Origin of the sequence: Sphingobium sp. MP9-4, assembly GCF_005281675.1 — a bacterium.
In the GTDB taxonomy this organism is placed as follows: Bacteria; Pseudomonadota; Alphaproteobacteria; order Sphingomonadales; family Sphingomonadaceae; genus Sphingobium; species Sphingobium yanoikuyae.
This window is the reverse complement of sequence record NZ_LUFI01000037.1, coordinates 1-10,941: the sequence shown is the minus strand read 5'-3', so window position 1 is coordinate 10,941 and position 10,941 is coordinate 1. Positions and strand designations below refer to the sequence as shown.

Annotated in this window: 10 protein-coding genes; all 10 read left to right on the top strand. The window is 65.5% G+C overall.

Features of this window, described 5'->3' with window-relative positions; translation table 11 throughout:
* Window positions 1-4: 4 nt before the first annotated feature.
* The gene (gene murD, locus A0U87_RS12300) at window positions 5-1,318 is read left to right on the top strand and encodes a UDP-N-acetylmuramoyl-L-alanine--D-glutamate ligase (RefSeq protein ID WP_048938799.1); all 1,314 of its coding nucleotides are present in this window, start codon (window positions 5-7) and stop codon (window positions 1,316-1,318) included.
* Window positions 1,319-1,380: 62 nt separating this feature from the next.
* Window positions 1,381-2,583: a putative peptidoglycan glycosyltransferase FtsW gene (locus A0U87_RS12295; RefSeq protein WP_010336276.1), complete on the top strand. Its 1,203-nt coding sequence runs from the start codon at window positions 1,381-1,383 to the stop codon at window positions 2,581-2,583.
* Window positions 2,580-3,746, top strand: coding sequence for an undecaprenyldiphospho-muramoylpentapeptide beta-N-acetylglucosaminyltransferase (gene murG / locus A0U87_RS12290; RefSeq protein WP_004207959.1), 1,167 nt, complete (start codon window positions 2,580-2,582; stop codon window positions 3,744-3,746). The genes A0U87_RS12295 and murG overlap by 4 nt, the downstream gene beginning before the upstream one ends.
* 139 nt (window positions 3,747-3,885) lie before the next feature.
* Window positions 3,886-5,313 (top strand): UDP-N-acetylmuramate--L-alanine ligase, encoded by a 1,428-nt coding sequence (gene murC / locus A0U87_RS12285; protein WP_048938800.1) that lies wholly within the window; start codon window positions 3,886-3,888, stop codon window positions 5,311-5,313.
* Window positions 5,313-5,510: a hypothetical protein gene (locus A0U87_RS12280; protein WP_004207957.1), complete on the top strand. Its 198-nt coding sequence runs from the start codon at window positions 5,313-5,315 to the stop codon at window positions 5,508-5,510. Before murC ends, A0U87_RS12280 begins: the two co-directional genes overlap by 1 nt.
* A gap of 5 nt (window positions 5,511-5,515) precedes the next feature.
* Window positions 5,516-6,442, top strand: a complete 927-nt coding sequence (gene murB, locus A0U87_RS12275) for a UDP-N-acetylmuramate dehydrogenase (RefSeq protein WP_170978394.1) — start codon at window positions 5,516-5,518, stop codon at window positions 6,440-6,442.
* A gap of 121 nt (window positions 6,443-6,563) precedes the next feature.
* Window positions 6,564-7,520: a D-alanine--D-alanine ligase gene (locus tag A0U87_RS12270; protein ID WP_048938802.1), complete on the top strand. Its 957-nt coding sequence runs from the start codon at window positions 6,564-6,566 to the stop codon at window positions 7,518-7,520.
* Window positions 7,513-8,475: a cell division protein FtsQ/DivIB gene (locus tag A0U87_RS12265; protein WP_037510504.1), complete on the top strand. Its 963-nt coding sequence runs from the start codon at window positions 7,513-7,515 to the stop codon at window positions 8,473-8,475. Before A0U87_RS12270 ends, A0U87_RS12265 begins: the two co-directional genes overlap by 8 nt.
* 3 nt (window positions 8,476-8,478) lie before the next feature.
* Complete coding sequence (ftsA, locus tag A0U87_RS12260; protein WP_004207952.1) at window positions 8,479-9,762, top strand: cell division protein FtsA; 1,284 nt, start codon at window positions 8,479-8,481, stop codon at window positions 9,760-9,762.
* Between the two features lie 108 nt (window positions 9,763-9,870).
* Window positions 9,871-10,941 (top strand): cell division protein FtsZ (gene ftsZ, locus A0U87_RS12255; RefSeq protein ID WP_137405600.1); only part of this gene is annotated, 1,071 nt, incomplete at its 3' end.

The following is a 10,941-nucleotide window of genomic DNA, read 5'->3' as shown; positions in this document are numbered from 1 at the left end:
GCGGATGATCGTTTCGCAGGCCTTCAAGGGGAAGACCTACGCCGTATTGGGGCTGGCCCGTTCGGGGCTGGCCACGGTCGAGACGCTCGTCGCCAGCGGCGCGCGCGTCGTCGCCTGGGACAGTCGCGAGGAAGCGCGGGCGGCCGTCGCCGACAAGGCTGAATTGGGCGACCCGATGGAGATCGACCTGGCCGGTTTCGACGGCATCGTCGTGTCGCCGGGCGTGCCGCTCAACAAGCATCCGATCGCGATGCGGGCGAAGATCGCCGGCGTGCCGATCATCGGCGACATTGAACTGTTCGCGCTCGCCCGGCCGACGCTGCCGCCGCACAAGGTCGTCGGCATCACCGGCACCAACGGCAAGTCAACCACCACCGCGCTGATCCATCACATCATCGAACAGGCCGGCTTCCCGGCGCGGATGGGCGGCAATATCGGCCTGCCGATCCTGGGGCAGGAGCCGCTGGAGCCGAACCTGCATGGCGTGGGCATCTATGTGCTGGAACTGTCCAGCTACCAGATCGACCTGACCCACAGCCTCGACTGCGATGTCGCTGTGCTGCTCAACATCACGCCCGACCATCTTGATCGCTACAATGGTTTTGCCGGCTATGTCGCGTCGAAGGCGCGGCTGTTCGCCATGCAATCGGCCGACCATGTCGCGGTCATCGCGACCGAGGATGAGCCGAGCCGTGGCATCGCCGCATCGGCCCCGGCGCAACTGCGCGAAGTGAAGGCCGCCGATATCGATCCGGAGGCTCAGCTTGGCTGGCCGTCGCTGCGGGGGCCGCACAATGCCCAGAATGCCGCGGTCGCGATCGCCGTCGGCCGGGCATTGGACATTGATGACGCGACCATCATGGCCGCGCTCGCCAGCTATGCCAGCCTGCCGCACCGGATGCAGGCGGTGGGAACGCATAATGGCGTGCTCTACGTCAATGACAGCAAGGCGACCAATGCCGCCTCGACCGCGCCGGCGCTGGGCGCCTGGCCGGCCAAGGATGGCAAGCCGCGCATCCACTGGATTTTGGGCGGCGTCGCCAAGTCCGACAATCTGGACGAATGCGCGCCTTATTATGGCAATATCGCCCATGCCTACACCATCGGTGAGGCGGGCCACATGTTTGCCGACCTGTTGCGGCCGCACATGGCGGTCGATGACAGCGAGATGCTGAGCGCCGCCGTCCGTCGCGCCGCGCGTATTGCCCAGCCGGGCGATGTCGTGCTGCTGTCGCCGGCCTGCGCCAGTTTCGACCAGTTCCGGGATTTCGAGGCGCGCGGCGATGCCTTTGCCGCGGCCGTGAACGCACTGGAATAGAACGCACTGGAATAGGCAGGGCGATCGGGGGCAACGGGATGGATAGCGAGGGACGTAAGGGCATGTTCAGGGCGGGCGAACTGGTGAAGGGCTTCAAGACCCGCACCGTGCCGCGCGAGCGTACCGCGCTGGCCATCTGGTTCTGGGAAATCGACCGGGTGCTGCTGTCGCTGATCGTCGCGCTGATGGCGATCGGGCTGGTCGCCGTGGCCGCCGCATCGCCGGTGGCCGCGATCGACCGCTCGACCGCGCAGGTGGCGGTCAATCCGCTGATCTATTTCTACCGCCAGCTGATGTGGGTGTTCATCGGCCTGCCGATCATGCTGGTCATCTCCATGCTGCCCCGGCCACAGGCGCGGCGGCTGGCAATCTTCCTGGCCGTCTTCTTCTTCCTGATGCTGCTGTTCGTGCCGCTGCTGGGTTCCACCGTGAACGGGGCCAAGCGCTGGATCGACCTGCCGGGCTTCCGCTTCCAGCCCTCGGAATTTCTGAAGCCCGTCTATGTCGTGACGCTGGCCTGGCTGCTGTCGCTGCGCGCCAAGGACCAGAGCCTGCCGGTGATGCCGCTCACCGGCGCGATGACGCTGCTGATCGCCGCGATCCTGATGAAGCAGCCGGACTTTGGCCAGACGGTCATCTTCCTTGCCTGCTGGGGCGTGCTGCTGATGCTCTCGGGCCTCGAAATGCGCTGGATCGCCATGCTGGGCGGGCTGGCGCTGGCGGGGCTTGTCGCGGTCTACATGTTCTATGAAAATGGCCGCCAGCGCATCAACGACTTCCTGGGCATCGGCGTCCAGATGGATACTGGCCCGGACCAGACGGACCTGGCCTTCCGCACCATCACCCATGGCGGCTTCACCGGCGTCGGGCCGGGCGGGGGGCAGAACAAGTTCCGCCTGCCCGAAGCCCATACCGACTATATCTTCTCGGTGATCGGCGAGGAGTTCGGCCTGCTCGCCTGCATCGCCATCGCCTGCGTCTATCTGGCGATCGTCGTGCGCGTGTTGCTGCGCCTGCTGGACGAGGAGGATAATTTCACCATCCTCGCCGCCGCCGGCCTCACCACGCAGTTCGGGCTGCAGGCGATTATCAATATGGGCGTCAATGCGCAGATTTTTCCGTCAAAGGGCATGACGCTGCCCTTTATCAGCTACGGTGGCTCCTCTATGCTCGCGCTTTGTATCGGCGTCGGCCTGCTGCTCGCATTCACGCGGCGCAACCCCTTCATGGGTCGGCACACGGTCGTCAAATGGAGTGGTCGATGAGCATTTCCCGTCACTTTGTCCTCGCCGCCGGCGGGACGGGTGGTCACATGATTCCCGCGCATGCGGTGGCAGAGGAACTGATGGCGCGCGGCCATCATGTCGCCCTTGTCACCGATGAACGCGGCGCCAAGATCCCCGGCATCTTCGATAAGGCGCAGGTCCATGTCATGCCGGCGGGCCGCATGACCAAGAATCCGGCGAGCTGGCCCGGCGCCCTGAAGGCGATCCTGGCCGGCCGGGCGATGGCTCGCCGTCTCAACGACACGTTCAAGCCGACTGCCGTGGTCGGCTTTGGCGGCTATCCCGCCATGCCCGCTTTGCTGGGCGCGCTGGCCGACGGCATCCCGACCGCGATCCATGAACAGAATGCGGTGCTGGGCCGGGTCAACCGTCTGCTCGCCGGTCGGGTCGACGCGATCGCCACCGCCTATCCGGTGGTCGAGCGCCTCAAGGACAAATATGCCGGCAAGGTGCATCTGGTCGGCAATCCGGTGCGCGAGGAAGTGAAGGCGCTGCGCGACGAGGAATTTCCCGCGCTGACCGACGAGAGCGTGTTCCGCGTGCTGGTGATCGGCGGCAGCCAGGGGGCGAGCATCCTGTCGAGCGTCGTGCCCGAAGGGCTGTCGATGCTGCCGATCGCGCTGCGCCGCCGCCTTCAGGTGACGCAGCAGTGCCGCGCGGAGGATATCGAGCGCGTCCGCGCCACCTATGCCGAGATGGAAATCCCGGCCGATCTCGCCACCTATTTCAACGACGTGCCCGAAAAGCTGGGCTGGTCGCACCTGATGATCGCGCGGGCAGGGGCATCGACCCTGGCCGAGCTGACCTGCGCCGGCCGCCCCGCCATCCTGGTGCCGCTGCCCAGCGCGATGGACGATCATCAGACCGCCAATGCGCGCGAGATGACCGAGGCCGGTGGCGCCCGCACCATCCCCCAGTCGCGCTTCACTGCGGTGGAACTGGCCAAGCAGATGCAGAAGATGGCGCTGGAACCGGGCGCCCTGCAAAATGCCGCCAAGCGCGCCCGCGCCTGTGGCCGCCCGGATGCGGCGCGCGACATGGCCGACCTGCTCGAAAGCATCGGCCCCGCGCCGATCATGAATGACCCGCTTCGCGTCGGCCCCACGCCGACCACGCTCAATTTGCAGGGCGTCCCTGCATGATCCGCACATATCTCTCCCCGTTCGGGCTGAGCCTGTCGAAGCCCTCTGCTGAGCGGAGCGAAGCCGCTTCGCCTGCGGCTCTGCTGGGCCCTTCGACTTCGCTCAGGGCGAACGGATATTGGAACAAGGAATATCAGGCATGAAGGGTGTCGGCACCGACATCGGCACGATCCATTTCATCGGCATTGGCGGCATCGGCATGTCCGGTATCGCCGAAGTCATGCATAATCTGGGTTACAAGGTTCAAGGATCCGACGTCGCCGAAGGCTATGTCGTGGAAGGGCTGCGCGCCAAGGGCATCAAGGTGATGATCGGCCACAAGGCCGAAAATCTGGGCGATGCCGCCGTGGTCGTCACCTCGACCGCGATCAAGCGCGGCAATCCGGAAGTCGAGCTGGCGCTGGAAAATCGCGTGCCGGTGATCCGCCGCGCGGAAATGCTGGCCGAACTGATGCGTTTGAAGTCCACGGTCGCCATCGCCGGCACCCATGGCAAGACCACGACCACCTCGATGGTCGCGGCACTGCTGGACGCGGGCGGGGTCGATCCGACCGTCATCAACGGCGGCATCATCAACAGCTATGGCTCCAACGCGCGCCTGGGCAACAGCGACTGGATGGTCGTGGAAGCCGATGAGAGCGATGGCAGCTTCCTGCGCCTCGACGGCACGATCGCGGTCGTGACCAATATCGATCCCGAACATCTCGACCATTATGGCAGCTTCGACGCGGTGAAGGACGCCTTTGTCGAGTTTGTCGAAAATGTGCCCTTCTATGGTGCGGCGATGCTCTGCCTCGACCATCCCGAGGTGCAGGCTATCCTGCCGCGCGTGCAGGACCGTCGCATCGTCACCTATGGCTTCTCTGCCCAGGCCGATATTCGCGGCGAGAATGTCCAGCCGGTGCCCGGCGGCAATCGCTTCGACGTCCAGATCCGCGAGCGCGACGGCGCGACCCGCCGGATCGAGGGCATCGAACTGCCTATGCCCGGCCGCCACAATGTGCTGAACGCGATGGCCGCGATCGGCGTGGCGCTGCAGATGGGCATTGATGACGCGACCATCCAGACCGGCTTTGCCAAGTTCGGCGGCGTGAAGCGCCGCTTCACCAAGGTCGGCGAAATCCCGGCCGGGGCAGGCGTGGCCACCGTCATCGACGATTATGGCCACCATCCGGTCGAGATCAAGGCGGTGCTCGCCGCCGCCCGCGAAGGCGCGAAGGGCCGGGTGATCGCCGTGGTCCAGCCGCATCGCTTCACCCGCCTGCGCGACCTGATGGATGATTTCCAGCAGGCCTTCAACGACGCCGACATCGTCTATGCCGCCCCGGTCTATACCGCTGGCGAGCAGCCGATCGAGGATGTCGACAGCGCGGCGCTGGTCGCCGGGCTCAAGCGCCGTGGCCATCGCAACGCCGCCACCGTCGCCAATGCGGACGATCTTGCCCGCGTCATCGCCGCCGATGTCCAGGCCGACGACATGATCATCTGCCTGGGGGCCGGCGACATCACCAAATGGGCGGCGGGCCTGTCCGCTGCGGTCACCGCCAAGGTCAAGGAAACCGCCTGATGTTCGAGCTCTTCAATGTCGGCCTCGAAATGCAGAAGCGCATGATCGACATGCAGATGCAGGGCGTGGAAGTCGCGCGCGACATGGTCGAGGCGGCGCAGAAGCAGGTGCAGACTGGCATGGCGGCGCATCAGGCCGGCGAGGCGGGCATGAAGGCGATGAAGAGCTGGATGAATCTCTGGGGCGTGCGCGGTTGACGGTGATGGCTTCTCTCCCGGCCGTTCGCGGCACGCTCAAGGCCGATGCGCCGCTGGCACCGCTCGTCTGGTTCAAGGCGGGCGGGGCGGCGCAATGGCTGTTCGAGCCCAAGGACGCCGACGACCTGTCCGATTTCCTTGCCATGCTCGATCCGGCCATGCCGGTGATGGCGCTCGGCCTCGGCTCCAACCTCATTGTCCGCGATGGCGGCGTGCCGGGCGTGGTCGTGCGCCTGGGCAAGCCCTTCGCCAAGGTGGAGGCGCTGGACGCCACCACCCTGGTCTGCGGCGGCGGTGCGTCGGGCATCCTCGTCTCCTCGACGGCGCGGGATGCCGGCATTGCCGGTCTTGAATTTCTCCGTTCCATCCCCGGCACGGTCGGCGGCTTCGTGCGGATGAACGGCGGTGCCTATGGCCGCGAGACTGCGGACATATTGGTCGAATGCGAGGTGGTGCTGCGTTCGGGGGAGCAGGTGACCCTGCTCAACCGCGATCTTCATTACAGCTATCGCCATTCCAACATGGTCGACGGCGCGGTTGTCGTGTCGGCCACCTTCCGCGGCGAACCCGGCGAACCGGCCGCGATCCAGGCGGAAATGGACCGCATCGCCACCGCGCGCGAGGAAAGCCAGCCGCTGCGCAGCAAGACCGGCGGATCGACCTTCAAGAATCCGGACGGGCACAAGGCCTGGGCGCTGGTCGATGAAGCGGGCTGTCGCGGCCTCGCGCTGGGCGGCGCGCAGGTAAGTGAGAAGCACACCAACTTCCTGCTCAACACCGGCGATGCTACCAGCGCCGACATCGAAGCGCTGGGCGAGGAAGTCCGCCGCCGCGTGAAGGAAAAGAGCGGCGTCGAGCTGGAATGGGAAATCCAGCGTGTCGGCATGTTTGCCGACGGCGCAAACAGAGATGCCGTGGGGTTGGCGAAGTGATTTGTGCTCCCAATCCGTCATCCCAGCGAAGGCTGGGATCCCTCTTTTCTTCCTTCGCTGCGTTCAAAGGCAGTGAGATGCCAGCCTTCGCTGGCATGACGATGTATCTGGAGTGTTACGCATGAGCCGTGGTCCCTGGCATGTCGCCGTACTGATGGGCGGCTGGTCGGCGGAGCGGCCGGTGTCGCTGTCGAGCGGCGAGGGCGTTGCCAAGGCGCTGGAATCGCGTGGGCATCGGGTCACGCGGATCGACATGGATCGCGACGTTGCCGCGCGCCTGACCGAAACCGGGGCGGACGTGGTGTTCAACGCGCTGCATGGCGTGCCGGGCGAGGATGGCACGGTGCAGGGCATGATGGACCTGATGGGCCTCACCTACACCCATAGCGGCCTTGCCACATCGGTCATCGCGATCGACAAGCAGCTGACCAAGCAGGCGCTGGTGCCGCACGGTATCCCCATGCCCGGCGGCCATATCGTGACGAGCGAGAGCCTGTACGCCGGCGATCCGCTGCCGCGCCCCTATGTTCTGAAGCCCGTCAATGAGGGCAGCTCGGTCGGCGTCGCGATCGTCACGGCCGAGGGCAATTATGGCAATCCCATCGCCCGTGACAGCGTCGGCCCCTGGCAGGAATTTCCCGAGCTTCTGGCCGAACCCTATATTCGCGGGCGCGAGCTGACCACCGCCGTGCTGGGCGATGAGGCGCTGCTCGTTACCGAGCTGCGCCCCAAGAGCGGCTTCTATGATTTCGACGCCAAATATACCGACGGCATGACCGAACATGTCTGCCCGGCGGAGATACCGGACGAGATCACGCAGGCATGCAAGGCGATCGCGCTCCAGGCGCACCAGTTGCTTGGCTGCAAGGGCGCGTCGCGCTCCGACTTCCGCTGGGACGACAGCCAGGGCGTCGAGGGGCTTTACCTGCTGGAGGTCAATACCCAGCCGGGCATGACCCCCTTGAGCCTGGTGCCGGAACAGGCGAAAAAGCTGAGTATCGAATATGCCGAGCTGGTCGAGCGGATCTGCGAGGAAGCATTGACGAGGGGGCCGAACATGGGGGCTGGCAATGGCTGAGGCACGGATCCGGCGCGGCGGCACGGCGCGGCTGAGCACGGCGCGGGGCAAGGTGCGCGCCAAGGCCGGATCGGGCCGTGGCCGCCAGCTCAAGCGCCAGTCCTCCTTCGATCGGTTGCTCGAACTGCTGCCGATCAGCGAGGATACGCTGCAGAAGCTGGCGACCTGGGCGATCTTCGCGATCTTCGGTGGTATATTGATCGCCATCGCCATCTATGCGGGGCTGCCCGACATGGCGCGCCAGCAGGCGGCAAGCCTGGCCGCGCGCGCCGGTTTCGAGGTGGAGAAGGTCGAGGTGCGCGGCGTCGAGCGCATGGACGAGATGCCGGTCTATAATATCGCGCTCGGCCAGGTCGATCGCTCGATGCTCTCGCTCGACCTGCCCAAGGTGCGGCAGGAAATGCTGAAGCTCGGCTGGGTCAAGGATGCGCGCATTTCCCGCCGCCTGCCCGACACGCTGGTCGTCGATATCGTCGAGCGTGATCCGGTCGCGGTGTGGCAGCATGACGGGCAACTGCATCTGATCGACGTGGCGGGCGTGGTGCTGCAATCGGTGTCGGCCGGGGCGATGCCGGACCTGCCGCTGGTGGTCGGCCCCAACGCCAATCTCCAGACCGCTGGCCTCAACAAGCTGATGGAAAGCGCGCCTGCCTTGAAGCCGATGCTGGCTGGTGCGACCTGGGTCGGAAACCGTCGCTGGGATCTGCGCTTTCAGTCTGGGGAGACGCTGTCGCTGCCTGAGGGGGAACAGACATCGGCGGCCGCGCTGGTGAATTTCGCGCGCATGGATGGCGTCAACCGGTTGCTCGGCCGGGGCATCGTCAAGTTCGACATGCGCGATCCCGATCGTTTCGTGCTGCGTCTGCCGCAGGGCCAGACCAGCGATAAGCCGGCAGCGGCGGACGCCAAGGCGGAAAAGACCGCAAGTGCGCCTGCCGCGGGCGAGGAAGGCTAAGTCATGGCACAGCCCAAGGTCGAAAAGCTCATCACCGCGATCGATATCGGATCGTGGAAGGTGTCCGCGCTGATCGCGGGGCGTACCGATACGGGTGAGCTGGCGATCCTGGGCACCGGCCAGCGCGAAAGCCGGGGCGTGCGCCGCGGCTTCATCGCCGACATGGAACGCACCGAACTGGCCGTGCGCGAGACGGTGGAACAGGCCGAGCGTGTCGCCGGCACCAATATCGAGGATGTCTGGGTCAGCTTCTCGGGTGGCAGCCTGGTCAGCGACGTCGTCACGGTCGAGCGCGACATGGGCGGCTATCGCGTCGAGCAGCCGGACATCGACGATCTGTTGACCACCGGCCAGCAGGGTATCGACCCCGATGGCCGCATCATCCTGCATGCGCAGCCGACCTGCTTTACCATCAATGGCAAGGTGCCGGTGAAGAAGCCGCTTGGCATGCATGCCGATCTGCTGGGCGTCGATATCCATGTGGTGCTGGCGGATGGCGCGCCGCTCGCCAATCTCGACCTGTGCGTGCGTGGCGCCTATCTGAACGTCAATTCGATCGTCGCTTCGCCGATCGCCACGGGCCTCGCCTGCCTGTCGGAAGAGGAACGCGACCTGGGCGTGGCGCTGGTCGAGATGGGGGCAGGGGTCACCAATGTATCGCTCTATGCCGGCGGCATGCTGGTGGGGCTGCATTCGATCCCGATGGGTGCGTCCGACATTACCGATGATATCGCTTCGGCCTTCGGCATTCGCCGCAGCCAGGCGGAGCGGATCAAATGCTTCTATGGTTCAGCGATGCAGAACCGCCGCGACTTCCGCGAGATGATCGAGATCGCGACGCCCCATGGCGATGTCGCCATTCCGGGGCAGAGCGCCGGCCCCAATGCAGAGGGCGGCAAGATCACCCGCGCGGCGCTGGTCGGCGTCATTTGCGAACGACTGAACCAGATCATGGCGGAAGTGAATGCGGCGCTGGCCGGCATGGGCTTCAACAGCACCGGGCGTCAGGTCGTGCTGACCGGCGGTGGCGCGGAGATGAAGGGCATTGCCGACTATGCGCAAGGCGCACTGGGGCGTGCGGTGCGGGTCGGTCGCCCGCGCGGCTTGTCAGCCATGCCCGAAGCGCATAGTGGCCCGGCCTTCGCTACTTTGGCCGGATTGGCGCTTTACGGCGCTTCAAACCCGGTTGATCTTAGGGCGATGGCGCCTGCGCCGCAAACCGTGCATCGTCTGGGCGCCCCGCAATGGTGGCAGCGCATGATGCGGGCGATGCGGACGAATTACTGAGCGAATTTGAACGAAAACGAAAATAGCAGGTGAAATACTCTATTTTCTGGTGTTAACAATTGATGACGGTTGTCACTTCCTGACGAGGAAGCTGAGGGAGCAAAGTATATGAGCATCGAGATCAGCCCGCCGCATGTGGATGAATTGAAGCCACGCATTGCGGTGATAGGCGTTGGCGGTGCAGGCGGTAACGCCATCGCGAACATGATCGCGGCCAGCGTCGAGGGCGTCGACTTCATCGTCGCCAACACCGACGCGCAGGCGCTGAACGCCTCGCCGGCCGAACGGCGCATCCAGCTTGGCCCGCAGATCACCGAGGGTCTGGGCGCCGGTTCGCGCCCCGAAATCGGTCGCGCGGCTGCGGAAGAAACCATCATCACCGTCGAACAGGCGCTGGAAGGCGCCCATATGTGCTTCATCACTGCCGGCATGGGCGGCGGCACCGGCACCGGTGCGGCCCCGGTCATCGCCAAGGCGGCGCGTGAAAAGGGCATCCTGACCGTCGGCGTCGTGACCAAGCCCTTCACCTTCGAGGGCAATCGCCGCATGAAGTCGGCGGAAAGCGGCATCGACGAGCTGCAGAAGCATGTCGACACGCTGATCGTCATCCCGAACCAGAATCTGTTCCTGATCGCCAACCCGAACACGACCTTCAAGGAAGCGTTCCAGATGGCGGACGAGGTGCTGCAGCAGGGCGTGCGCTCGATCACCGACCTGATGATCATGCCGGGCCTCATCAACCTCGACTTCGCCGACGTGCGTTCGGTGATGGGCGAGATGGGGAAGGCGATGATGGGCACCGGCGAAGCGGAAGGCGACGGCCGTGCGCTCCAGGCGGCGGAAAAGGCGATCGCCAACCCGCTGCTCGACGGCGTGTCGATGCGCGGCGCCAAGGGCGTGATCGTGTCGATCGTCGGTGGCGACGACATGCGCCTGATGGAAGTCGACGAAGCGGCCAACCATATCCGCGAACTGGTCGACCCCGATGCGAACATCATCTGGGGCAGCGCCTTCAACGACAATCTGAACGGCAAGATCCGCGTGTCGGTCGTCGCGACCGGCATCGACAATGAAGTCGGCAGCCAGGCCGCACCGCTGACCCAGCCGTTCAGCTTCGCCAGCCGCCCGGCCGTCGCCGTGCCGCAGGCGCCGCGCCCGGCACCGGTGGCCGCACCCGCC

Excerpts from the sequence above, each read along its gene's own strand:
- murD (WP_048938799.1), top strand. The coding sequence starts at position 5 with ATGATCGTTTCGCAGGCCTTCAAGGGGAAGACCTACGCCGTATTGGGG.
- A0U87_RS12295 (WP_010336276.1), top strand. The coding sequence starts at position 1,381 with ATGTTCAGGGCGGGCGAACTGGTGAAGGGCTTCAAGACCCGCACCGTG.
- murG (WP_004207959.1), top strand. The coding sequence starts at position 2,580 with ATGAGCATTTCCCGTCACTTTGTCCTCGCCGCCGGCGGGACGGGTGGT.
- murC (WP_048938800.1), top strand. The coding sequence starts at position 3,886 with ATGAAGGGTGTCGGCACCGACATCGGCACGATCCATTTCATCGGCATT.
- A0U87_RS12280 (WP_004207957.1), top strand. The coding sequence starts at position 5,313 with ATGTTCGAGCTCTTCAATGTCGGCCTCGAAATGCAGAAGCGCATGATC.
- murB (WP_170978394.1), top strand. The coding sequence starts at position 5,516 with ATGGCTTCTCTCCCGGCCGTTCGCGGCACGCTCAAGGCCGATGCGCCG.
- A0U87_RS12270 (WP_048938802.1), top strand. The coding sequence starts at position 6,564 with ATGAGCCGTGGTCCCTGGCATGTCGCCGTACTGATGGGCGGCTGGTCG.
- A0U87_RS12265 (WP_037510504.1), top strand. The coding sequence starts at position 7,513 with ATGGCTGAGGCACGGATCCGGCGCGGCGGCACGGCGCGGCTGAGCACG.
- ftsA (WP_004207952.1), top strand. The coding sequence starts at position 8,479 with ATGGCACAGCCCAAGGTCGAAAAGCTCATCACCGCGATCGATATCGGA.